The organism is Rhodoferax saidenbachensis (assembly GCF_001955715.1).
Taxonomy (GTDB): Bacteria; Pseudomonadota; Gammaproteobacteria; order Burkholderiales; family Burkholderiaceae_C; genus Allorhodoferax; species Allorhodoferax saidenbachensis.
In genome coordinates this window covers 2,449,765-2,472,859 of sequence record NZ_CP019239.1, presented here as the reverse complement: position 1 = coordinate 2,472,859, position 23,095 = coordinate 2,449,765, and the positions used below count along the sequence as shown (strand labels likewise).

The following is a 23,095-nucleotide window of genomic DNA, read 5'->3' as shown; positions in this document are numbered from 1 at the left end:
GCAGCGCGCCAAGCCGCCGATGGGAATGTCGGAGCCAGTGTGGCCGATGGCTTGCAGACCGTCCCTGACATCAGCAACTCCGCTATCTTGGCCCCTCAGGAGGCGGTAGACCGGAAGCTTTGCGACCCCAACTTTCGTAAAGGTGTGCTTTTTAGATGCAATATTCTAGTGCGCACCCGATACTGGTGCCGTACCCGAACCTGCATGCCACAGGTCTTGCCGACTCAGGCATGATCACGCTTGATCCATCTTCAGCCCCGCTGCGTTCCATGTCTGAATCGCCAACCACCGTGAGTGAGCCCGAAAAAGGGCAGTTTGTCAGTTTCCCGAATTCTCCCTTTGAGCTGTACCAGCCGTACCCGCCAGCGGGCGACCAGCCAGAAGCGATTGACCAACTGGTGGAGGGGGTGGTCGACGGCGAGGTTTTCCAGACACTGCTGGGTGTGACCGGCTCTGGCAAGACCTTCACGATGGCGAATGTCATCGCCCGGCTGGGGCGACCTGCGATTGTGTTTTGCCACAACAAGACGCTGGCGGCGCAGCTTTACAGCGAGTTCCGCGAGTTCTTCCCGAACAACGCGGTGGAGTATTTCGTCAGCTACTACGACTACTACCAGCCTGAGGCCTATGTGCCGCAGCGCGATTTGTTCATTGAGAAGGACAGCGCCATCAACGAGTACATCGAGCAGATGCGTCTGTCGTGTACCAAGAGCATCCTGGAGCGCCGCGATGTGGTGATCGTCGCCACCGTGTCCGCCATCTACGGTATCGGCCAGCCCGAGGCGTACCACAAGATGATCATGACGCTGCGCGCGGGCGACAAGCTGAACCAGCGCGATGCCATAGCGCAATTGGTGCGCATGCAGTACCAGCGCAACGACATGGACTTCAGCCGCGGCACCTTCCGCGTGCGAGGCGACACGATAGATATCTTCCCGGCCGAGCACTCTGAAATGGCGCTGCGTCTGGAGATGTTTGACGATGAGATTGAGTCCTTGCAACTGTTCGATCCGCTGACCGGTCGCATACGCCAGAAGATTCCGCGCTTTACCGTGTACCCCAGCAGCCACTATGTCACCCCGCGTGACCAGGTGCTGATGGCGGTGGAAACCATCAAGGCGGAGCTGGCAGATAGGCTGAAAGAGTTTGTCGCTGCCGGCAAGCTCGTGGAAGCGCAACGGCTGGAGCAGCGCACGCGCTTCGACCTGGAGATGCTCAGCGAGGTGGGCCACTGCAAGGGCATCGAAAACTACAGCCGCCACCTGGCGGGCAGCGCCCCGGGCGATCCGCCCTCTACGCTGACGGATTACATGCCCAAGGACGCGGTGATGTTCATTGACGAGAGCCACGTCACCATCGGTCAGTTCGGCGCGATGTACCTGGGCGACCGCTCGCGCAAGACCACGCTGGTGGAATATGGATTCCGCCTGCCCAGCGCGCTGGACAACCGGCCGTTGAAATTTGATGAGTTTGAAAAACGCATGCGGCAAGCGATTTTTGTGTCAGCCACGCCGTCCACCTACGAAAAAGAACACGCCGGCAAGGTCGTGGAGCAGGTGGTACGGCCCACGGGCCTGGTCGACCCGGAGGTCGAGGTGCGGCCCGCCACCCACCAGGTGGACGATGTGCTGCAGGAAATCCGTATCCGCGTGGAGAAGAACGAACGCGTACTGATCACCACGCTGACCAAGCGCATGGCCGAGCAGTTGACCGATTACCTGAGCGACAACGGCGTCAAGGTACGCTACCTGCACAGTGATATAGATACCGTGGAGCGGGTGGAGATATTGCGTGACCTGCGTCTGGGCGCGTTCGACGTGCTGGTGGGGATTAACCTGCTGCGCGAAGGCCTGGACATTCCCGAGGTGTCCTTGGTCGCCATCCTGGATGCGGACAAGGAGGGCTTTCTGCGCTCCGAGCGTTCGCTGATTCAGACCATAGGCCGCGCCGCCCGTAACCTGAATGGCCGCGCCATTTTGTACGCCGACAAGGTCACCGACTCCATGGAACGGGCGATTGGCGAGACCGAGCGGCGCCGCAAAAAGCAGATTGCCCACAATCTGGAGCAGGGTATTACGCCGACCGCCCTTGTCAAAAAGGTACGCGACCTGATCGACGGCGTTTACAGCGAAAAGGCAGGCAAGGAGGCGGATCGTCTGGAGCGCGACGCCATGGCCCGCGCGCAGGTGGAAGACATGAGCGAGAAGGATATATCCCGTGAAATCAAACGCTTAGAGAAGCTGATGATGGAACATGCCCGCAATCTGGAGTTCGAAAAGGCGGCGCGTGTGCGGGATCAACTCCACATCCTGAAGGAGCAAGCGTTTGGCGCACCAGGCGCTGACAACGTGGTCGGCATTGGTTGAGGCGGTAGGCCTAGGGTTTCCCCTGTAGTACCCGAGCAAAGTCCGGGGCTTTTTGGTATACTTGACAGCGTTAGTCAACCAAATCCCCACAAGGAGTTTGCCATGCGTCTCACCACCAAAGGCCGTTTTGCGGTCACTGCCATGATCGATCTGGGCCTGCGCCAAAGCGGCGGTCCGGTGACCTTGGCCGCTATCAGCCAGCGCCAGCAGATTTCCCTTTCCTATCTGGAACAGTTGTTTGGCAAGCTGCGCCGCCATGAGTTGGTGGAATCCACCCGTGGGCCCGGCGGCGGTTATACCCTGGCTCGCAAGGCTTCCGAGATCACTGTGGCCGACATCATCGTGTCGGTGGACGAACCCATTGACGCCACCCAGTGTGGCGGCAAGGAAAACTGCCTGGGCGATGGCGCCCGCTGCATGACGCATGACCTTTGGGCTTCCCTGAACGTGCGTATGGTTGAGTTTCTGGATTCCGTCACGCTGCAGAAACTGGTGGACGACCAACTGGCCAAGGGCCTGCAGGTTGAAGACAAGCCCAGCGTAAAACGCGCCATTTCGGCCATGCCGGTTGTCAAACCTATTCGCATCAATGCGCCAAATTCTGTATTTGCCTTGGGTAACTCGTTCGGCAAATCCTGAGTTCGCAATAACTTCTTCTCATTTTTCTGTTTCATTTTTAGCCAGCACTGAGCCAGCCATGGATACCACACCCCACTTTCCCATTTACATGGATTACAGCGCCACCAACCCTTGCGATGAGCGGGTGGTGGATGCGATGGTTCCCTGGTTGCGTAACCATTTTGGTAATCCCGCTTCACGCAGTCACGCATGGGGCTGGGAAGCGGAAGCTGCGGTCGAGAAAGCACGCGAACAAGTCGCTGCGTTGATCAACGCCGATCCGCGTGAAATCGTCTGGACGTCTGGCGCGACTGAATCCAACAACCTGGCTTTGAAGGGTGCTGCGCATTTCTACAAGTCCAAGGGCAAACACATCATTACCGTCAAGACCGAGCACAAGGCGGTGCTGGACACTTGCCGCGAGCTGGAACGCCAAGGCTTTGAAGTCACTTACCTGGATGTGCAGGAAGACGGTTTGCTGGATCTGGAGGTCTTCAAGGCCGCGATTCGCCCTGACACCATTCTGGCCAGCGTGATGTTCGTCAATAACGAGATCGGTGTCATTCAGGACATCGCAGCCATTGGCGCCATCTGCCGCGAAAAGGGCGTGATCTTCCACGTCGACGCAGCGCAAGCCACGGGCCGGGTAGATATCGACATGGCCACGCTGCCGGTTGATTTGATGAGCCTGACCTCGCACAAGACCTATGGCCCCAAGGGCATTGGCGCGCTGTTTGTGCGTCGCAAGCCGCGCATTCGCCTGGAAGCACAAATGCACGGTGGTGGCCATGAGCGCGGCATGCGCAGTGGCACATTGCCCACGCACCAGATCGTCGGCATGGGTGAGGCTTACCGCATCGCCAAGGAAGAGATGCATGGCGAGAACATCCGCATCAAGGCTTTGCATGACCGCATGCTGGCAGGCCTCGAAGGCGTGGAGCAGGTGTTCATCAACGGCCACAAGGAAAAGCGTGTGCCGCACAACCTGAACATGAGCTTTAACTACGTCGAAGGCGAGTCACTGATTATGGGTATCAAGGGCTTGGCCGTGTCGTCGGGCTCAGCATGCACGTCGGCATCTTTGGAACCCAGCTATGTGCTGCGCGCCCTGGGCCGCAGCGACGAGCTGGCCCACAGCAGCCTGCGCATGACGATTGGCCGCTGGACGACCGAGGCCGAGATCGACTATGCGATCGATACCATCAAGAAGAACGTTGCCAAACTGCGTGACCTGAGCCCGTTGTGGGACATGTACAAAGAAGGCATCGATATCAGCACCATTCAATGGGCTGCGCACTAAGCGTTATTGAAGACTTAAGAGGTAATCCAAATGGCATATTCAGAAAAAGTCGTTGACCACTACGAAAATCCCCGCAACGTCGGCAGCTTTGAAAAAGGCGATGACTCTGTAGGCACAGGCATGGTGGGCGCGCCCGCGTGCGGTGACGTGATGAAGCTGCAGATCAAGGTCAATCCGCTCACTGGCGTGATTGAAGATGCGCGCTTCAAAACCTATGGCTGCGGTTCGGCCATTGCCTCCAGCTCGCTGGTGACCGAATGGGTCAAGGGCAAGACGCTGGACGAAGCGGCTGCGCTGAAGAACAGCCAGATCGCCGAAGAACTGGCCCTGCCACCAGTCAAAATCCACTGCTCCATCCTGGCCGAAGACGCCATCAAGGCGGCGGTGGACGATTACAAGAAGAAGCACCTGAATTAATTTGATATGGCAGTCACTCTGACCGAAGCCGCCGCACGGCACGTCACCCGCTACCTCACCAAACGGGGTAAGGGCGTTGGCGTGCGCCTGGGCGTTAAAACCACTGGTTGTTCTGGCCTGGCGTACACCCTGGAATACGTCGACGAACTGCCGCCGGAAGATACGGTGTTCGAGGGCCATGGCGTCAAAGTGCTGGTTGATCCCAAGAGCCTGGCCTATATCGATGGCACGCAGCTGGACTTTGTGCGCGAAGGCCTGAACGAAGGTTTCCGCTTCAATAACCCCAACGAGCGCGACAAGTGCGGTTGCGGTGAATCGTTCCGCGTGTGACCGTTGCCTGTGAATCTTCAGGATGATGACTTCACGCTTTTCGGCCTGACGCAACAATTCGCGCAGGACCGTACGGCTATTGATGCCCGCTGGAAAGACCTGCAGCGCGAAGCCCACCCCGATAAGTTTGCAGCCCAAGGCGCAGCGGCCCAACGTGTGGCCATGCAATGGTCGGTGCGCATCAACGAGGCCTACCAGCGACTCAAAGACCCACTCAAGCGCGCCGCGTACTTGTGTGAGCTGGCGGGGCATGCGGTGAATGCGCACAGTAATACGGCGATGTCGTCGGCCTTCCTGATGCAACAGATGGAATGGCGCGAGGGACTGGAAGAAGCTACTACAGTACTGGATTTAGACAAAATTGCCACGCAAGCCGCGCAGGAGAGGCGTGAGCAGCTACAAAAATGTGAGCATTCTCTGGATGTTGCGCATGACTATCCGGCCGCTGTGGCGGCCGTGCGCACTCTGATGTTCATCGACAAACTGCAACAGGAGCTGGATCAGCGCCTGGACGTAATGGAGTAAGCAGGTTTCATGGCCTTATTGCAGATTTCCGAGCCCGGGCAATCGCCCAACCCGCACGAGCGCCGTATTGCCGTGGGTATTGACCTCGGCACCACACATTCGCTGGTCGCTGCTGTACGCAGTGGTATCGCGGAATGCTTACCGGACGGTGAGGGCAGGGTGATATTGCCCAGCGTAGTGCGTTACCTGGATGCCGAGCGTCGCCAAATCGGTTTTGACGCGCTGGCCAACCAAACCACCGATCCCGGCAACACCATCGCTTCGGTCAAGCGCCTGATGGGCCGCGGACTGAAAGATATCGTTGGTGCCGATCAGCTTCCCTACGCGCTCCTGGACACGCCCGGCATGGTGCAAGTACGCACGATTGCCGGCGCCAAAAGTCCGGTCGAAGTGAGCGCAGAGATTCTGGCAACCTTGCGTTTTCGTGCGGAAGACACGTTCAACGACGACATCTTTGGCGCGGTGATTACGGTGCCGGCGTACTTTGACGACGCGCAACGCCAGGCGACCAAGGACGCTGCCAAGCTGGCTGGACTCAACGTATTGCGCCTGATCAACGAGCCTACCGCCGCGGCTATTGCTTACGGCCTGGACAACGCTTCCGAAGGCGTTTATGCCGTTTACGACTTGGGTGGTGGTACCTTTGATATTTCTGTCCTGCGCCTGACCGCTGGCGTGTTTGAGGTGCTGGCGACAGGCGGTGACTCTGCGCTGGGCGGTGACGACTATGACCGCGCGTTGGCCGATTGGCTGCTGGCCGAATCCGGCTTGACCGCAGACTCGCCCGAAGACCGCGCATTGATTCAAGCGGCAGCCCGTAGCTGCAAGGAAGCCTTGTCCTCCGAAGACATCGTGACGGCCGAGGTCGATTTGTCCGGCGGCGCGCTGGATATGTCGCTGAACCGTGAACAGTTCGAGGCAGTAACCGCCGCGCTGACGGCCCGCACGCTGCAAGCAGTGCGCAAGACCTTGCGAGACGCATCGCTTGCCAAAGACGAAATTCAAGGCGTGGTGATGGTGGGTGGCTCCACCCGCATGCCACAGGTGCAAGCCGCCGTCGCGGATTTCTTTGGCAAAGCGCCGTTGACCAATCTGAACCCGGACGAGGTCGTTGCGCTGGGCGCAGCGATCCAGGCCAACCAGTTGGCGGGTAACAACCCTTCGGGTGACTTGCTGTTGCTGGATGTGATTCCGTTGTCGCTGGGCATAGAGACTATGGGCGGCTTGGTGGAGCGCATCGTGCCGCGCAACCAGACCATCCCCACCGCTATGGCGCAGGATTTCACGACTTACAAAGATGGCCAGACCGCGCTGGCGTTGCATGTGGTGCAGGGTGAACGTGATCTGGTGACCGATTGCCGCAGCTTGGCGCGCTTTGAATTGCGCGGCATTCCGCCGATGGCAGCCGGTGCCGCGCGCATTCGCGTGACGTTTACCGTGGATGCCGATGGATTGCTGAACGTCTCCGCCAAAGAGCAGGTTAGCGGTGTCGAAGCGCGTATCGACGTTAAACCGTCTTACGGCCTGTCTGACGACCAGATTGCGCAAATGCTCAAGGACAGCTTCACGACCGCCGCAGCTGATGTGAAGATGCGGGCGTTGGTCGAGGCGCGTGTCGATGCAGATCGGCTGCTGCTGGCCACCCACAGCGCGCTGGATGCTGACGGCGAATTGTTGGCACCCGATGCGCGCACGGCAATCGACGCTGCAATGACACAACTGAGGGAAGCCAGCACCTCTGAGGACGCCGCCCACATCGAAGCCCAGTCCAAGGCGCTTGCCAATGCCACTGAGGCCTTTGCTGCAATGCGCATGAACAAAGGCATTGCCCAGGCTTTGTCCGGCAAAAATATCGCGACCCTGTAATCCAAAAATCTGACCTGGCGACAATATTCCCATGCCCATCATCAAAATCATGCCGCATCCCGAGTACTGCCCGCAGGGGATCGAGGTCTCGGCGCCTTCCGGGACCTCGATCTGCGAGGCGCTGCTGGAAAACGGCATCAATATCGAGCACGCCTGCGACATGAGTGCGGCGTGTACCACTTGCCACGTGGTGGTGCGTGAAGGTTTTGCATCGCTGAATGACCTCGATGAAACCGAAGAAGACCTGCTGGACCGCGCCTGGGGGCTGGAACCCAACTCCCGCCTGAGTTGCCAGGCGATCCTGGCCCAAAAGGATTTGCTCGTTGAAATTCCGAAATACTCCATCAATCACGCCAAAGAAAACCACTGAGGCCCGCAATGCGTCAAATTTTCCTGGACACGGAAACTACCGGTTTCAACGCCAACCATCCGCATAACCCGGATCGCATGGTGGAAATTGGCTGTGTGGAAATGGTCAATCGCAAGCTGACCGGCAACAACCTGCACTTCTACCTCAACCCGGGACGTGACAGTGACGAAGGTGCCTTGCGTGTTCACGGGTTAACGACGGAATTTCTGAGAGACAAGCCCCGCTTTGAAGAGATTGCGGAGCAACTGACCGACTACGTGGCCGATGCGGAAATCATCATCCACAACGCGCCATTCGATCTGTCATTTCTGGATATGGAGCTTGGTCGCACCGGCCGCCCGGTGTTCAAGGACTATGCGGCATCCATTGTCGACACGCTTGTCATGGCCAAGGAGATGTTTCCTGGCAAACGCAATAGCCTGGACGCTCTGTGTTCGCGACTGGATGTAGACAACTCCGGGCGTACTTTGCACGGCGCTCTGTTAGATGCGGAGCTGCTCGCCGATGTCTATATCAACATGACCCGGGGGCAGGATGCCCTGTTGATGGACACTGCAGCAGTGGAGGAAAAAGGGTTTGTCGTGGAAAGCGTGGATCTGAGCGGCATTGTGCTGACGGTGGTGTCTGCCAACGCGCAGGAACTTCAGGCGCACGAGGAAGTGGTGGTCCAGTTGGACAAATCCAGCGGCGGAAAATCGTTTTGGCGAAATGTGGCCTAAAACAGTTGTATAATTCGAGGCTATCCTGAAACGAATTCAGGGCGGTTAGCTCAGGGGTAGAGCACTGCATTCACACTGCAGGGGTCGCAAGTTCGAAACTTGCACTGCCCACCAATTTATTGGTATCAAAAGGCCTTGGCGGTTACGCCAAGGCCTTTTTTATTGGCTCCAGCAATTAGGTGGGCATCAGGTTGAAGCCAGATGTTTGCAAACGGAAGTAAACCGTACCAGGCATCCATCTTTCAAGGATCGGGCCGGCCCCAAACTGAATTGTTCATAATAGGCATCAAAAAATCCAAATCCGACCACTCATTTCTTGATTGGTAGATGTCAACTTTGGGAGTGACTTTATGCCGGGATTAAGTAGGGAGTTCAGATTCCAGGAGCGATGGAACGCGGCACTTGAACGTATGGCGCGAACCCGAATGGGCAATGATGAATATCGGGCATTCAGTCATCTGCCAGACGTCGTTCGGCGTTCCGCTATTCAAGCTGATGTCGAAGCAAAGTTGAAGCAGCAGTTCGCTGCCGTAACATTCATATACGGCACGGTGGGTCCCAAGGCAATGCACTATGGCAATCGCGGTAACCCCGCTGCAGTCGCTGCCAGGAAATGGTATGGCAAAGGTGCTCGAGCCTATGCCAAAAAGGCTGAGTTGCGCAGACCTGGATTTCTCGGTGCCTATAAACCTAGCCCCGAAAATTTTCGAGAGCCGTTTTCAAGACTATTGAAGCTGTATGACCCTGGCCCGAGGACGGCGCAATACATCAAGGGTGATATGCAGATGATGGACATGTATTACGGCATGGACAACAGCATTCATCTGAATAGAAACAGAATGATTGCAGAATTCGTCCATTGCACCATGGAATTCACGCCGGAATTCAACTTCAATGATTCTGGAAAAACCATGTACGAACAAACCTTTCCGGGCGCGGGTGAAGGGTATCTCCAAGCGCCGGTATGCCTGGAAAAGTATGGTCAGTCTGCCACTATGGAAATGTCCAAAATCATTCGCGAAGGTATTCGTTATTGGGGTGGAAAACTCGTATATGAAGGCAAGGCTGTTTTCTACAGTGGCGTCTTTTCACTCGCCAAATCGACGCGGGACACGGACGTTGAAGCGCAAAATCTTTTTACTTACTTTGGGCCTCGTGCTAGCAGTTCCACCGTGCCCTTTGGCAAAGGAACGTTGGAGTTCCAGTGGGGCGGGGAACCGACAACGCCTACGAAAGCGCTGTTTCTGACCAATTGGTCGTTTTCTGGTGGCGCCTTGCAGAGTATTGCCAATGCGCCCTCTGAAGAGGAAATCCGGAAACTCTTGAGCGCGGGGCATGGCCTTCGCCATATCTGGAACAATTTCGAAGACTTCCCCCCATTCCTGCGTACTGTTGATCCCGAAACTCTCATTACCCTTTTCGGGGACGATGCCAACCCGTATGGTGCACAGCCGGGCCAGGGCGATCAGTGGAATCACAAATTGCGGAATTCTTGAGCAGTTCAAAGCGCGCAAATCCAGGCATGCACAGCGATCACTTGCGCCTTCCAACCTGACTATGCTCAATGGGCGCGTTGGAGTTGGGTCAGTGCGTTAGCCCGTGATTGGACCTTGCAGCAGATAGTTAAGTAGCAGCTTGTCTTGCTGGGTGAGATTCGTGAACGCCAAGCCGATGCAGAAAGCGTCTTCGCCTCCGGCTCTGTTGTTGTGGCACACCTTGCCCGCCAGCGTCAGCCGCACAGGCATGTTGTCCACGATAGCGTCCATGGATAGTGTGAGGACTTCACCAATGGCCGCCAATGCTGTGGGTGCCTTGATCATGGTGCCGGACATGCTGATGTCGATCAGCGTCACGTCCAGCGCTTGTGGCGTCGCCGCCCCATCTTTGCCAGGTTGCAGCACGGTGGTGGGCCAGGAGGTTTTGACGCGCATGGAGTGGCGCACCAACTTGGCGTCCACCATGGCCGGGTAAGCCAACAGGGCATAGGCAAAGGGTTTTTCGAAGGTTTGCAGGACCTTGCTCAGAAACGAAAATTCGTATTGCCCTGTAAAGCCTCGGACAACACAGACTTCACCTTCCTCCAGTTCGGTTTTTGTGCCTTCGGTGCCCAACGGACCGACCATGACACCTTTACCTTCGATGGCGCCGTAAAACTGGGATTCCTTTTTGCTGGCGCCTTCCACCAGGCGGCGGGTTTGCAGTGCCATGCCGGTGCGTATTCCAAGGGCCTTCAGGGGAAGTCGGGTGACTTCTTCGGTGGGGGTGTCAGCAGTGTCCATAGGGCTTTCCGGCGCAATTGGCCTGTGCGGTGAATCTATCAGAACTCCACGCGTTGGAATCCATGTGCCGGACTTTCTATGCCATGTGGCATGCGGGTATGCACCAATAAAAAACACTGTTTTTAATTAAAACGACGTTGTAGTATCTATCCAGATTTGAATCGACTGCGAAATGCCACTTTGAAGGAGTTGCCATCATTCGATCCCTGACTTTTTCCGCTTGCCGGGTGCTCATGTTCGCCGCCGCCTTGGTCTTGGCCGCCTGTAGCAAGGGACTGCCCGAGGCAGGCCCGGCTGATGAGCGCCGCGCAGAGGCGGCCCGCCCCACGGACGCCTTGCTGGCGCAGAAGTATGAGCGGGCGTGCCTGACTTGCCATGCCAGCATCATCAGCAAAGCGCCTTTGACCGGGTTTGCCGCGCACTGGCAAGCCCGCCTGCAGCAGGGCATGCCGACGCTGGTAGCGCATGTGCGCGATGGCTTTCAGGGCATGCCTGCACGCGGCTTTTGCAACGACTGCAATGACCAGGACTTCGCCGCACTGATTGTTTTTATGTCCCAACCCCAAAATTCCAAGGAGTAGGCATGCCCGCACTTTCCCGCCGCAAGGCCCTCAAAACGATGGCTGCCGCCAGCTTGGTGCCCACACTCGGGGCGCATGCCCTGCCTGCTCGGGCTGCAACGGCTGTTGCTCCCACGGGCTCAGCAGCCGTTGCCAGCGGTGCAACCAAGGCTGCGTGGAGCAACTGGTCAGGGAGCGCAAAAGCCGCTTCGGCCTCATTGCAAACGCCGGCCGACGCCGCAGCGGTGCAACAACTGTTTCGCGAGACCACCGGCGTCGTACGCTGTGTGGGCGCAGGGCACTCTTTTACGCCGTTGGTGCCCACAGACGGAACCATCCTGTCGCTGGACCGCATGGCCGGGTTGATTGGTCACAACAAGAGCACCATGACGGCCAGTTTTCATGCGGGGACGCGTCTGGCACAGCTCTCACGCCAGCTCGATCTGGTGGGCATGGGACTGCGCAATCTGCCCGATATTGATGCCCAGTCTTTTGCCGGTGCCATCAGTACCGCAACCCATGGCACTGGCGCTGAACTACCGGCCTTGCATGCGGACGTGCAGGCCCTGCAGATTGTCACGCCGCGCGGTGAACTGCTCGAGTGCAGCGCCACCAAGCAGCCGGATCTGTTCGCCGCAGCCAAAGTTTCATTGGGCAGTTTGGGCGTCCTGACCCAAGCCACCACCACGGTGCTGCCAGCCTATGGTCTGCAGCGCAAGGTCTGGCTCAAGCCCGTGGAGGAGTTATTGCAGATCGCTCCCACACTAGCGCAGCAGCACCGCCACTTCGAGTTTTACTACCTGCCATTTACCGGCTACGCGGCGGCCATTACCCACGATGTCTATACGGGCACCGAGGTCGTGCACCCTGAGGCTGCGGACGAAGAGATGTTGCGCGACCTGCGGCATTTGCGCGACTGGCTGGGGCGCTTCCCCGACCTGCGGCGCTGGGTGGCCAAGAAGCTGATTGACCCGAACCAGACTGAGCTGGCACAGGACCGGTCCTGGAAACTGCTGTCGACCCAGCGCCCCACCAAGTTCAACGAAACCGAATGCCACGTGCCACGCGAATTGGGCATTGCCTGCGTGCGCGAAATCATCCAGGTGCTGGAGCGTCGCAATGACGTGTTCTTCCCCATGGAGTTCCGTTTTATCAAGGCCGATGACGCCTGGTTGAGCCCCTTCTACCAGCGCGACAGCTGTTCGATTGCAGTGCACGCGGCGGTGGGGGAACCCTACGACTACCTGGTGCCGGAAATCGCGCCGGTGTTCCGCAAATTCCAGGGGCGCCCGCACTGGGGCAAGTTGCACGGGCATACCGCCGCAGACCTGTCGGCCTTGTACCCACGCTGGAAGGATTTTCTGGCGGTACGCGCGCAGCTTGATCCCACCGGGCGCATGCTCAACCCGCATTTGCGCAGCCTGTTTGGCATCGCGCAGTCGGCATAACAACAGGAGGAGAAACATGGCACAGATTTCACGCAGACGCATTTTGGGTGCGGCAGGTATTGGCCTGGTTGGTTTGGGCGCCATTGCGGCCCGGCCCGGGCGCCACGGCGCTCCGCACGACGCCTATTTCTCTGGCGTGGCCAAAGCCCTGCAACAGGCCGGCATTGCCACGCCCACGCTGGTGATAGACCGCAAACGCCTGCATGCCAACGTGCAGCAGATCGTGCAGAACATTGGCGGACGTATGCAACTGCGCGTGGTGGCCAAGTCTTTGCCCAGCATTGCGCTGATCAAGGATGTGCTGGCACAGGCCAAGACCGACCGCTTGATGGTTTTCAGCCTGCCCCAGTTGCTGCAGCTCTCCCCGGCGTATCGCAATATCCTGCTGGGCAAACCCATGCCGGTGGCGGCCGCTGCGGCTTTTTACCGCGAACAGCCAGCCCCCGTGGCCGGGCAGACCTTGCAGTGGCTCATCGATAGCCCCGAGCGCCTTGCGCAGTACCGCGATCTGGCACGCCAGCAGCAGCGCGACCTGGCGGTCAATTTCGAGATTGATGTGGGCTTGCACCGTGGTGGTATCGACAGTGCCGAGACCCTGCAGGAGATGCTGGCAATTCTGAAGTCCGAGCCGCGCCTGCGCTGGTCGGGTCTGATGGGTTACGACGCCCACGTCACCAAGATTCCCAATATTGCCGGTGCCACCCAGCGCGCGATGGACCATGCGCGCCAGGCCTACGCGGCGTATGCACAACAGGTGCAAACCGCACTGGGTGAGGCTGCCAAGACGGCGACCTACAACGCCGCCGGTTCACCCACCTACCGCCTGTACGACGGCTCCGGGGTGGAGAACGAGTTGTCTGTCGGTTCGGCCATGGTGAAGGGCACGGACTTTGATACGCCACTGCTGGACGATCTGCTACCGGCCACCTTCATCGCCACGCCGGTGCTCAAGACCCCGCCCAAGTTCCGCATCCCGTATGGCGTGGAGTGGATTGGCAATGCAGCCCAGGTGTGGGACCGCAATCTCGAGCGGGCCTATTTCATCTACGGCGGCAACTGGCTGGCCGACCCGGTATCGCCCCCAGGCCTTGCGGCCAGTGGCCTGTACGGCACGTCATCCAACCAGATGGTGCTGGTGGGCTCGGGGCTGCAAGAGTTGAAGGTGGACGATGTGGTCTTCTTCCGCCCGCGCCAGAGCGAAGCCGTGCTGCAGCAGTTTGGTGACATTGCGGTGTTTGAGGACGGCAAGATCACCGAATTCTGGAAACCCATGCAAGCCACCGCCTGAGGCTTTAAGCTAGCTGCATGTCCGAAGCCCTGAGCACCGTCCAGCAGCGCAAGGCGCGTGAGGCCGAAGCACGGCGCACGCATATCTTTGCGGTGGTCAAGGCGCTAATTAAGAAGGGCGGTGCAGGCGAAGTCACCATCCGCCGCGTGGCGCATGAAGCGGGTTTCTCCACCACGGTGGTGTATTCGCTGTTCAAGGACAAGGCCACGCTGATCACACGCGCCATGGACGACGACCTGCTGGCCCTGGTGGGTGCCATGCGTACCGCGGCGACCGCAGGCAGCAATCCGGTGGAGCGTCTGCGCCTGGCGGGTCAGGCCTATGTGCAGTTCGGTTTGCAGCACCCGGATGAATACGCGCTGGTGTTCATGGAGCCGCGCCCCCACACGCCGGTGGATGCAGCCGAGGTGGAGCATGGCAATGCTGAGCAGGACCCGTATGCCTTTGCCTACAGCCTGATGCAGGCCGCTGCGGCCGAAGACGAAGCGACCGTGCACCTGATGGCCCATATCTTCTGGCAAGGTCTGCACGGGATGGTGTCGTTGGGGCTGGTGATGGGGAAGGACCCCTGGTTTCCCAGCATCGCACCGCAGACCAATGTCGACGCGCTGATGGACGTGCTGCTCGCTGGCCTGGGCCAGCGTTTCAGGTTCGGCGCATCGGCTTAGAGCCTAAACAGGCGCTTAGTTAACCCGGTGTCTTGGGCAGGGTGCGTGCCCATTTCACGATGCTGTCCACCATGGGCGCCACGGCTGCGGGGTCCTTGATGTCACCAGCCAGCACGTGCTGGCCCCGGCTCTTGCTGTAGTTCACCACTTCCATCGTTTTGAGCGGCGCGCCCATGCGGGTGTAGGCGGACAGCGTTTCGACCGGGTCCACCGTCTGGTCTGTTTCGCTGTAAAGCACCAGTACCGGGGTCTGGAAGGTGGACAGGTCGCTCTCACGCACATGTTTCACCATGGCCATCATGGGAAACAGCGCGCGTGTGGGGTAACGCGTGGTCCAGGCTTGGGTTTCTCGCTTGTCTTCGGGCGTCCAGCCGCGGTTTTCACCCTCCAGCGCGAGCGCAATGTTCTTGCCCCAGGGGCCGTTGATGATTTCGGAGCGTTTGTCCTTGGGGCCGAAGTTGGGCGAGATGAAGGCGTGCGCGGCCACGCTGTTGCCTTCCGCGCTGGTCGCCAGCCAGGTGGCCAGTGTGGAGCCGGTTGAGCAGCTGATCACCAGCACGCGCTCGCCCAGGGTTTTGCCAATGCGCACCGCTTCGATGGCGTCTGCCATCCAGTCTTGCGGGCTGGCTTCACCCATGGCGGCACCGGAACGCCCATGCCCGGCCAGCCGTGTATAGAAGGTATTGGCACCCAGCTCCTTGGCCACACGCTCGGCCACCGGTGCTGTTTCCAGCCGGCTGGCGGAGAAACCGTGGATGTACACCACGGCCCAGGGTGTGCGCTCGTGGTTGGTCGAATTCCACACAATCCCTTTGGCGTTGCCGGGCCGGATGTCGGTGTAGGTGGCCTCGCTGGTTTGCAGCCAGGCATCCAGTGCAGCAATGTCCTGCGGCGGCAGGGCGCGCTGCGTGGGTGTGTCGGGCCCAAATTCGTTGCGCGGCCCGGTCAGGAAAACAGCCCCGGCAACCAGGATCAACCCGAGCAGACCCAGCACCAGTCGGAGCCAGAGGCGGCGTGCGGGTGCCGGTGCAGGGGAGTCGAATGCGGAAGGTGCCAAGGGATTCTCCAAAGGGATTCGTGAGAGCCTGTTCGAGGCCTTTTCGGGGTCACGCAAGTACTTTTTCGGGATGGGCTGCTAGGCGCAAAACGCAGCCGGGCTGATGCCCGGCAAGGCTTTGCAACACCGCAGACCACCCGAAAAGGCACTTGCCCTACGGGTTGGGACGAAATCGGGCGATTTGCCCACCAAACCCCTTGCATGGGCATGCGCCCATGCGGCGTGGTCTTCGCGGACAACGCATCCCGATTGCGTCCCAACGTGACCTCGAAAAGGCCCCGAACAGGCTCTAAGATGGTACATCGGCCTCTGGCCAGCCCATTCAAGAGGAAACCCCATGGCATATCGACAATTTGCGGGCACGCTGGCGCTGTGTTGCATCGTCTGGGGCCTGACCGGGTGTGCAATGATTGAAGATCGCACGGGTCGTGTTTTCTCCAGCCGCGCCGAGGCCGTGGTGATCATCCACAACCAGGTTTTGCATGGCAACGTTGCATTCGCACCGGACCGCACGGGCACGGTGGAGTTCAGCGGTGGCCGGGGAACGGTACGCAACTGCTTTGGCTCCATCCGCTACGACGGCACCACCACGGGGCGGGTCGATCTGCACTGCAATGACGGCTCGGAGGCTGTGATTCCGTTCACGCTGCTCAGTGCCACCCGCGGTTACGGTTACAGCCCCAGCGCCACAGAACCCGCAAGCCTGGTGTTTGGCCTGTCCAACCAGTACGCCAAAGCCTATCTGGCCGTGCCGCCGGGTATGCGGCTGGTGGAGTTGCCGGGGCGTGGGTTTGAACTGCAGACTGTGACTCCCTGATGGAGCAGGTGGACTGTGTTGTTATCGGGGCGGGCGTAGTCGGTCTGGCCGTAGCGCGCGCGCTGGCACTGGCCGGGCACGAGGTGCTGGTACTCGAAGCCTGCAACGCCATCGGCACACAAACCAGTGCGCGCAACAGCGAAGTCATCCACGCCGGCATCTACTACGCGAAAGATTCGCTCAAGGCCCAGTTGTGTGTGCGTGGCAAGGCGCTGCTGTATGACTACTGCGCTGAGCGCAACGTGCCACATAGCCGATGCGGGAAATTCATAGTCGCCACTGCGGACGCACAGGTTGCGCAGTTGCAAGCCATACGGGCCAAAGCGGCGGCGAATGGCGTGAACGATTTGGTGTTGCTGACTGCAGAGCAGGCCCGCGCCGCCGAGCCCGCTTTGCAGTGCCTGGCGGCGCTGCATTCCCCGTCCACGGGCATTGTGGACAGCCATGCGCTCATGTTGTCGCTCCTGGCCGATCTGGAGAATGCCGGTGGCATTTTGGCATTAAATTCGCCTCTAGCCCGCGCAGAGATTGCGCAAGCAGCTATTACTTTAATAGCGGAAGAGGGCACCCAGCTGCGGGCCAAAAGCGTAGTGAACGCGGCGGGCCTGCACGCCCCGGCGCTGGCCGCGCGCTTTGCGGGGCTGGCCGCGCGCCATGTACCCACACCGCATTACGCAAAGGGCAATTACTTCACGCTGGCTGGCCGCGCGCCGTTCTCCCACCTGATCTACCCGGTGCCCGAAGCAGCGGGCCTGGGCGTGCACCTGACGCTGGACCTGGGCGGCCAGGCCAAGTTTGGCCCCGATGTGCAGTGGGTCGATAACCCCGACGATCTGGTGGTGGACGCGCGCCGTGGCGATGCCTTTTACGCCGAGGTGCGCAAGTACTGGCCCGACCTGCCGGACGGTGCGTTGCAGCCGGCCTACGCGGGCATGCGGCCCAAGATCAACGGGCCGACGGAAGCTGCACGGGATTTTTGCATCCAGGGTCCCAAGGACCACGGCGTGGCTGGGCTGGTGAACTTGTTTGGTATCGAATCGCCTGGGCTGACCAGTTCGTTGGCGATTGGTGAGTGCGTCGCTGAATTGCTGGCTGACTAATCAGCAACGATTCGCTGGGGTGGGGATGCCTGGGGGCCGATTTGTGCGTATGTCGCACCATGAGGCACTCAGGCATTCCCGCCCCGGCAGGAGAAAACCTAACCGCGCAAAGCCTTGATCGCCCGCGCGGCATCCCGCACCAGCTCCGGCCCGCTGTAGATTAGCCCGGTGTAGATCTGCACCAGATCCGCCCCCGCCTTGATCTTGCTCACGGCATCGTCGGCGGTCAGAATGCCGCCCACGCCAATGATGGGGAACTGTGGGCCCAGCGCCGCACGCAACTGCGCAATTACCGCATTGCTCTTGGCCAGCACGGGTGCGCCCGACAGGCCGCCGGTTTCTTCGGCATGCGCCATGCCTTGGACGGCATCACGTGCCAATGTGGTGTTGGTGCCGATCACGCCCCAGGCATTGGTGACTTTGCCACTGCTGTCGCAGCCGTAGCGTTGCAGTGTGGCGGCAATCACGGCGATCTGGGCTTCGTCCAGATCGGGGGCGATTTTCAGGAAGATGGGCACGCGGCGTGGTGACATGCCGCCTTTGCCGTCCGGTTGACCGTGCTTTTGCGCCAGCAGTTCGCGCCGTTCGGCAATCGCACCCAAGAGCGCGTCCAGCGCCGCATCGCTTTGCAGTGAACGCAGGTTCTGCGTATTGGGGCTGGAGATATTGACCGTGATGTAGTCGGCATGGGCGTAGACGCCGTCCAGGCAGGTCAGGTAGTCCTCGGTGGCGCGCTCAATGGGCGTGGCGGCGTTCTTGCCGATATTCAGCCCCAGCAACAGGGACTGATTTTTCTGGCGGCGCAGCGCCGAGCGCTGCACGTGGTCGACAAAGGCATCCAGTCCTTCGTTGTTGAAGCCCAAGCGGTTGATCAGCGCGCTGGCCTCGGGCAGGCGGAACATGCGTGGCTTGGGGTTGCCGGGCTGGGCCAGCGGCGTGACCGTGCCCACTTCGACAAAGCCAAAGCCCATGGCGCCCAGGCCGTCGATACAGCGGGCGTTCTTGTCCAGCCCGGCGGCCATGCCCACCCGGTTGGGGAATTTGAGGCCTGCGACCTCAATCGGGTCGTCCACTCGCGGGGCGCAGTAGGCGAGTTTCAGCGGGTTGCCCTGCGTGGCGGCCAGGCCCGCCATGGTGATTTCATGGGCCACCTCGGCGTCCAGGGAGAACAAAACACGGCGCGCCAGGGCGTAGGGAACCAGAGACATCGGATAATTCCTGCAATTCTTCAACTCGCCCTATTGTCCCAGATGACCACCTCCACATCCCCCGCGGCCCTGTCCCAAGACCAACTCAAAACCCTGGTCGGCCAGGCCGCCCTCCAATACGTGGTGCCCGGCGAGATTGTGGGCGTGGGCACAGGCTCTACCGTCAACAAGTTCATCGATGCGCTGGCCAGCATGAAAGACCAGATCAAGGGCGCCGTCTCCAGCTCGGTCGCCAGCACTGAGCGCCTGCTGGCGCTGGGCATCAAAGTGTTTGATGCCAACGAGGTGGATGCGTTGTCGGTCTACATCGACGGTGCGGACGAGATCGATGGCAAAGGCAACATGGTCAAGGGCGGTGGCGCTGCGCTCACGCGCGAGAAGATCGTGGCGGCGTTGTCCAAGCAGTTTGTGTGTATTGCTGATGAATCCAAACTCGTCACTACGTTGGGCAAGTTCCCGTTGCCCGTGGAAGTTATCCCCATGGCGACCAAACGCGTCATCGCGCAGTTTGTAGCCCGCGGTGGCAGTGCCAAGGTCCGCCTGAAGGATGGCCAACCGCTGGTCACCGACAACGGCCAGCACATCGTGGACGTCACCGGCTTGCAGATCACTGACCCATTGGCCTTTGAGGCCGAGATCAGCCAGTGGCCTGGCGTGGTGACGGTAGGTGTGTTTGCGTACCAGCGTGCCCAGGTCTGCCTGCTGGGTACCGCCAGCGGCGTGAAGACACTGACTTTCTGATCCACAACCAACGCAAAGGCAGCGCATGGCGGTACCGCATCTCAACGACGTGCTGACAGCGTCGAACACGCAGATCGCCATTGAGGCTGCCGCCACCGTGGCCTTCGCGCTCTCCGGCCTGATTGCCGCAGCGCGCAAGCGGCTGGACGCGGTGGGCGTATGTGTGGTGGCGTGGTTGGCCGCGTTTGGTGGCGGCACGCTGCGCGACATCCTGTTGGACCGGCGCCCGTTCTTCTGGGTGCAACACGCCACCTGGCTGTGGGTTCTGCTGGCCCTGTGCATAGGTGCCATGGTGTTTCTGCGCATCCGCCATTTCGAACCCACCGAACGCGCCATGCAGTGGCCCGATGCGCTAGGCCTGGGGCTGTTCACGGCCGGGGGCACCCAAATTGCGCTGGATGCTTCCATGCCCGCCATCGTGGCGGTGCTCATGGGCATGGTGACGGCAGTGTTTGGCGGCGTGATGCGCGATATCGTCTGCAACGAAATCCCGCGTGCGTTCAAGGATCACCAGCCTTATGCCGTGTGTTCTTTCGCCGGGGGCTGGGTCATGGTGGCTGCGCAGATGGGCGGCGTGCCGCAGTGGGGCAGTCTGGTAGCCGCTGCGGCCACTGCGACGGTGCTGCGCCTGCTGGCCCTGCACCGGGACTGGCGCCTGCCCGAGTGGCAGTCTGGTGTGTCAGACCGCCACTGACCGACCCGTGTTTTAGAAGGTGATGCCAGCCGGATTGCTAGGGCCTGGGCCGGAATCAACAGGTGTGGTTTCAGCGGGTGCCGGTGGTTTTTCTTCGGCGCGGGTTGGGGCCCTTTGCACGGTCACCAGCGGTGCGGCCGGTGCATTCCGGAAGCCTGCGGGCAACACCGAAGTCTTGGGGTAACCCGCTGCGTCCAGGTACTGCACCCACTCACTGTCCGAATAACCCTTGATACGCTGGCTGCCAATTGTCAGGAAGGGCAGGGAGTTTTCGCCGCTCAGGCGTTGCAGGGCGGCGGCATCTTCTGCGGTGCTGACGGTGCGTTCATTGAATGGCACGCCACGGCTGGAGAGGAGCGCGCGACCCGCACCACAGGGGGCACATTCGGCCGAGGTGTACAGCGTGACCGGGTATTTGGACGCCACCTGGCGCAGCTCGAACGGCAATGACGTATTGCCCGCCGCACCCGCAGCGCCTACACCGGTACCGGCAATCTTGCCTTGGTCGGCAGAGGCCGGTGGTTTGTCAGAAAACGTCACCTTGCCATCCGCACCGACGATGCGGTAAATGGTTTGGGCCTGTGTACCCGTGGTGAACGACAGCAAGGCAGACCCCGCCAGCAGGGCGGCAAGGAAAGTGCGGTGGTGGTTGATCATCAATAGGCTCCCAGACAACGACAAAGTTTACGCAGCCATGCCCTGGTGGCGCAAGAGTGCGTCCAGCGACGGTTCGCGGCCCCGGAAGGCCTTGAACGATTCCATGGCCGGGCGGCTGCCGCCCGCTTCCAGAATGGCTTGGCGGTATTTTCTACCGGTTTCCACATTCGGCAAGCCATCGGGGCGCGCTGTTTCTTCAAATGCGGCATACGCATCAGCAGACAGCACCTCGGCCCACTTGTAACTGTAGTAACCCGCGGCGTAACCGCCGGCAAAAATGTGACTGAATGTATGCATGGCGCGGCTCCAGGCCGGGGGCTGCAAGACCGACACTTCTTTGCGCACTTGCGCCAGCAAAGGCATGAAGTCGTTTGCAGGGTCATGCTCGGTGTGCAGCAGCATGTCGAAGAGCGAAAACTCGATCTGGCGCAGGGTCTGCATGCCGCTCTGGAAGTTCTTGGCGGCCAGCATCTTGTCGAACAGGGCGCGTGGCAGCGGCGCACCGGTATCCACATGGGCGGTCATGTGCTGCAGCACATTCCATTCCCAGCAGAAGTTTTCCATGAATTGGCTGGGCAGTTCCACCGCGTCCCACTCCACACCGCTGATGCCGGACACATCACGCTCGTTCACCTGCGTGAGCATGTGGTGCAGGCCGTGGCCGAATTCGTGGAACAGCGTGGTGACGTCGTCGTGCGTGAGCAAGGCCGGTTTGCCATCCACGCCGTCAGCAAAGTTGCAGACCAGGTGCGCCACCGGGGTTTGCAGCTTGCCGTTGTCGGGGCGCAGCCAGCGCGTGCGCACATCGTCCATCCAGGCGCCACCACGCTTGCCGCTGCGGGCGGATGGGTCGAGGTAGAACTGGCCAACCAACTGGCCACCGCGTTCAATGCGGTAGAACTCCACGCCTGCGTTCCACACGGGCGCACTGTCACGCTGGATGGCTACGTCAAACAGGGTTTCCACAATCTTGAACAGGCCCGCCAGCACCTTGGGTGCGGTGAAGTACTGTTTGACTTCCTGTTCACTGAAGGAATAACGCGCTTCCTTGAGCTTCTCGCTGATATAAGGCCAGTCCCAGGCCTGCGGATCACTCAGGCCGAGGTTGTCACGCGCAAAGGCGCGCAGGTCGGCCAGGTCTTTTTCGGCAAAGGGACGGGCTTTGTGGGCCAAATCACGCAGGAAGGTGATGACGGCCTGCGGCGAATCGGCCATCTTGGCGACGACGGAGACGGCGCCGAAGTTGGGGTAACCCAGCAGGCGGGCTTCTTCTTGGCGCAGCGCGAGGATGCTGCGGATGTTCTGGCCGTTGTCGAACTTCAGTCCGCTGGCGTCAGCCTGGTCAGAGGCGCGTGTGACGTAAGCCCGGTACAGGGTCTGGCGCAGGGCGCTGCTGGCGGCGAACTGCATGACCGGCAGGTAGCAGGGCATCTTCAGCGTGAGTTTGTAGCCTTCTTTGCCTTCGGCCTGGGCCGCGGCCAGTGCGGCCTGCTGCACGTCGTCCGGCACACCGTCCAGTTCGTTCTTTGCCGCGTAATAGCTGAAAGCGTCGGTGGCGTCCAGTGTGTTCTCGCTGAACTTTTGGCTCAGCTCGGCCTGCTTTTCCTGAATCTCGGCAAAGCGCGTGCGGGCCTCGCCCTGCAGTTCAGCACCACCGAGCACAAAGTTGCGCACGGCGTTTTTGTGTGCCTGGCGCTGTTCGGCATTCAGCGCGTTGACGTTTATGGCCTTGTACTTGGCGTACAGGCGCTCGTCCGCGCCCAGGCGGGTCCAGAATTCGGTCACCAAGGGCAGGGCCGCGTTGTAGGCGGCGCGCAGCTCGGGGGTGTCGGCCACGCTGTTGAGGTGGCTCACGGCGCCCCACGCGGTACCCAGCTTTTCGGTGGATACATCCAGCTCACGCGCAATCGCGTCCCACTGGGCCGGGAAGTCCGGCGCGGTGACGGTTTCGAGCGCGGTGCTGGCCTGGGCCAGCAGGTTTTCGATGGCCGGTGCCACATGCTCGGGGCGAATCTGGTCAAACAGGGGCAGGGCGTCGAATTGCAGCAGGGGATTCATGGGGCGCTC

The 23,095-nt window shown here is 60.2% G+C and carries 23 protein-coding genes, 1 tRNA gene and 1 riboswitch; of the genes, 19 read left to right on the top strand and 5 right to left on the bottom strand.

What is annotated here, in order from left to right:
- Nucleotides 1–69: 69 nt before the first annotated feature.
- A riboswitch (cyclic di-GMP riboswitch) is annotated at nt 70–159 on the bottom strand.
- A gap of 110 nt (nt 160–269) precedes the next feature.
- The 11 genes from uvrB (at nt 270) to RS694_RS11805 (ending at nt 10,007) form a co-directional block, all read left to right on the top strand.
- The gene (gene uvrB, locus RS694_RS11855) at nt 270–2,366 is read left to right on the top strand and encodes an excinuclease ABC subunit UvrB (RefSeq protein ID WP_029708968.1); all 2,097 of its coding nucleotides are present in this window, start codon (nt 270–272) and stop codon (nt 2,364–2,366) included.
- 102 nt (nt 2,367–2,468) lie between these two features.
- Nucleotides 2,469–3,005 (top strand): Fe-S cluster assembly transcription factor, encoded by a 537-nt coding sequence (locus tag RS694_RS11850; protein WP_029708967.1) that lies wholly within the window; start codon nt 2,469–2,471, stop codon nt 3,003–3,005.
- 58 nt (nt 3,006–3,063) lie between these two features.
- A complete protein-coding gene (locus tag RS694_RS11845; protein WP_029708966.1) occupies nt 3,064–4,284 on the top strand; it encodes an IscS subfamily cysteine desulfurase in 1,221 nt (406 codons plus the stop codon).
- 30 nt (nt 4,285–4,314) lie between these two features.
- On the top strand, nt 4,315–4,701 hold the full coding sequence (gene iscU / locus RS694_RS11840; RefSeq protein WP_029708965.1) for a Fe-S cluster assembly scaffold IscU: 387 nt from the start codon (nt 4,315–4,317) through the stop codon (nt 4,699–4,701).
- Nucleotides 4,702–4,707: 6 nt separating this feature from the next.
- A complete protein-coding gene (gene iscA, locus RS694_RS11835; RefSeq protein ID WP_029708964.1) occupies nt 4,708–5,031 on the top strand; it encodes an iron-sulfur cluster assembly protein IscA in 324 nt (107 codons plus the stop codon).
- A 9-nt stretch (nt 5,032–5,040) separates the two neighbouring features.
- Complete coding sequence (gene hscB / locus RS694_RS11830; protein ID WP_029708963.1) at nt 5,041–5,556, top strand: Fe-S protein assembly co-chaperone HscB; 516 nt, start codon at nt 5,041–5,043, stop codon at nt 5,554–5,556.
- Between the two features lie 9 nt (nt 5,557–5,565).
- Nucleotides 5,566–7,422, top strand: a complete 1,857-nt coding sequence (hscA, locus tag RS694_RS11825; protein ID WP_029708962.1) for a Fe-S protein assembly chaperone HscA — start codon at nt 5,566–5,568, stop codon at nt 7,420–7,422.
- A 31-nt stretch (nt 7,423–7,453) separates the two neighbouring features.
- Complete coding sequence (fdx, locus tag RS694_RS11820) at nt 7,454–7,792, top strand: ISC system 2Fe-2S type ferredoxin (protein WP_029708961.1); 339 nt, start codon at nt 7,454–7,456, stop codon at nt 7,790–7,792.
- A gap of 8 nt (nt 7,793–7,800) precedes the next feature.
- Nucleotides 7,801–8,511: a DNA polymerase III subunit epsilon gene (dnaQ, locus tag RS694_RS11815; protein WP_029708960.1), complete on the top strand. Its 711-nt coding sequence runs from the start codon at nt 7,801–7,803 to the stop codon at nt 8,509–8,511.
- A 39-nt stretch (nt 8,512–8,550) separates the two neighbouring features.
- Nucleotides 8,551–8,625: transfer RNA gene (locus tag RS694_RS11810), tRNA-Val, on the top strand.
- A 236-nt stretch (nt 8,626–8,861) separates the two neighbouring features.
- Entirely contained in the window at nt 8,862–10,007 is a 1,146-nt protein-coding gene (locus RS694_RS11805; protein WP_029708959.1) for a hypothetical protein, read from the top strand.
- Nucleotides 10,008–10,103: 96 nt separating this feature from the next.
- Here RS694_RS11805 and RS694_RS11800 read toward each other — a convergent pair whose 3' ends face one another.
- On the bottom strand, nt 10,104–10,790 hold the full coding sequence (locus tag RS694_RS11800) for a PilZ domain-containing protein (RefSeq protein ID WP_029708958.1): 687 nt from the start codon (nt 10,788–10,790) through the stop codon (nt 10,104–10,106).
- A gap of 233 nt (nt 10,791–11,023) precedes the next feature.
- Here RS694_RS11800 and RS694_RS11795 point away from each other — a divergent pair, with 233 nt between their 5' ends.
- From RS694_RS11795 to RS694_RS11780, 4 genes are read left to right on the top strand one after another with little or no spacing between them, the layout of a single operon-like run.
- Nucleotides 11,024–11,371 carry a c-type cytochrome gene (locus RS694_RS11795; RefSeq protein ID WP_051392036.1) on the top strand — a complete coding sequence of 116 codons (348 nt, stop codon included), beginning with the start codon at nt 11,024–11,026 and terminating at the stop codon, nt 11,369–11,371.
- Between the two features lie 2 nt (nt 11,372–11,373).
- Nucleotides 11,374–12,798 carry a D-arabinono-1,4-lactone oxidase gene (locus tag RS694_RS11790; protein WP_241464138.1) on the top strand — a complete coding sequence of 475 codons (1,425 nt, stop codon included), beginning with the start codon at nt 11,374–11,376 and terminating at the stop codon, nt 12,796–12,798.
- A 16-nt stretch (nt 12,799–12,814) separates the two neighbouring features.
- Entirely contained in the window at nt 12,815–14,086 is a 1,272-nt protein-coding gene (locus RS694_RS11785; protein ID WP_029708955.1) for an alanine racemase, read from the top strand.
- A 17-nt stretch (nt 14,087–14,103) separates the two neighbouring features.
- On the top strand, nt 14,104–14,754 hold the full coding sequence (locus RS694_RS11780) for a TetR/AcrR family transcriptional regulator (RefSeq protein ID WP_037247990.1): 651 nt from the start codon (nt 14,104–14,106) through the stop codon (nt 14,752–14,754).
- Nucleotides 14,755–14,773: 19 nt separating this feature from the next.
- On the opposite strand, the gene RS694_RS11775 is transcribed toward RS694_RS11780, so the two are convergent.
- Nucleotides 14,774–15,811: an alpha/beta hydrolase gene (locus tag RS694_RS11775; RefSeq protein ID WP_051392035.1), complete on the bottom strand. Its 1,038-nt coding sequence runs from the start codon at nt 15,809–15,811 to the stop codon at nt 14,774–14,776.
- A 337-nt stretch (nt 15,812–16,148) separates the two neighbouring features.
- Here RS694_RS11775 and RS694_RS11770 point away from each other — a divergent pair, with 337 nt between their 5' ends.
- Together RS694_RS11770 and RS694_RS11765 are read left to right on the top strand one after the other, a co-directional pair.
- Complete coding sequence (locus tag RS694_RS11770) at nt 16,149–16,628, top strand: hypothetical protein (protein ID WP_037247986.1); 480 nt, start codon at nt 16,149–16,151, stop codon at nt 16,626–16,628.
- On the top strand, nt 16,628–17,728 hold the full coding sequence (locus tag RS694_RS11765; protein WP_029708951.1) for an NAD(P)/FAD-dependent oxidoreductase: 1,101 nt from the start codon (nt 16,628–16,630) through the stop codon (nt 17,726–17,728). Before RS694_RS11770 ends, RS694_RS11765 begins: the two co-directional genes overlap by 1 nt.
- A gap of 98 nt (nt 17,729–17,826) precedes the next feature.
- Here the strand turns inward: RS694_RS11765 and RS694_RS11760 are convergent, their stop codons facing one another.
- Nucleotides 17,827–18,936, bottom strand: coding sequence for a quinone-dependent dihydroorotate dehydrogenase (locus RS694_RS11760; protein WP_029708950.1), 1,110 nt, complete (start codon nt 18,934–18,936; stop codon nt 17,827–17,829).
- Nucleotides 18,937–18,978: 42 nt separating this feature from the next.
- Between RS694_RS11760 and rpiA the strand changes: the two genes are divergently transcribed.
- Nucleotides 18,979–19,677 carry a ribose-5-phosphate isomerase RpiA gene (rpiA, locus tag RS694_RS11755; RefSeq protein ID WP_029708948.1) on the top strand — a complete coding sequence of 233 codons (699 nt, stop codon included), beginning with the start codon at nt 18,979–18,981 and terminating at the stop codon, nt 19,675–19,677.
- A gap of 25 nt (nt 19,678–19,702) precedes the next feature.
- Nucleotides 19,703–20,371 (top strand): trimeric intracellular cation channel family protein, encoded by a 669-nt coding sequence (locus RS694_RS11750; RefSeq protein ID WP_029708947.1) that lies wholly within the window; start codon nt 19,703–19,705, stop codon nt 20,369–20,371.
- Nucleotides 20,372–20,383: 12 nt separating this feature from the next.
- On the opposite strand, the gene RS694_RS11745 is transcribed toward RS694_RS11750, so the two are convergent.
- Nucleotides 20,384–21,028: a glutaredoxin domain-containing protein gene (locus RS694_RS11745; RefSeq protein ID WP_029708946.1), complete on the bottom strand. Its 645-nt coding sequence runs from the start codon at nt 21,026–21,028 to the stop codon at nt 20,384–20,386.
- A 27-nt stretch (nt 21,029–21,055) separates the two neighbouring features.
- Nucleotides 21,056–23,086 (bottom strand): M3 family metallopeptidase, encoded by a 2,031-nt coding sequence (locus RS694_RS11740; protein ID WP_029708945.1) that lies wholly within the window; start codon nt 23,084–23,086, stop codon nt 21,056–21,058.
- Between the last annotated feature and the right edge of the window lie 9 nt (nt 23,087–23,095).